Raw genomic sequence first — 255 nt, forward strand, 5'->3', positions numbered from 1 at the left:
CGGCGCGGGCACCGTAGGTGGCGGTTCCGACCTTGCGTCCGATCAGGCCGGCGTAGACGCTGCTGGCGGTGGGCCGGTTGAAGCTGAGGGTGGCTTGGACGTCGGTGTCGCTGGAGGCGACGGTGTTCAGGTAGGCGAAGTTGTTGGTGCGGGCGGCGGTGGCGATGGTGGCGGTGCTGCCGTTGACGGCGAAGTTCGCTGCGGTTCCTGCCAGGGTCCAGGCGCCTCCGGTGTTGGCGGTGCCCAGGCCTGCGG

At 70.6% G+C, this 255-nt stretch carries 1 protein-coding gene; it reads right to left on the reverse strand.

Features of this window, described 5'->3' with window-relative positions; translation table 11 throughout:
• Nucleotides 1-255, reverse strand: a 255-nt coding sequence (locus JMA46_RS16990) for a hypothetical protein (protein WP_207346510.1), incomplete at both ends; no start/stop codon positions are given.

This window comes from Arthrobacter sp. E3 (assembly GCF_017353415.1).
GTDB lineage: Bacteria > Actinomycetota > Actinomycetes > Actinomycetales > Micrococcaceae > Specibacter.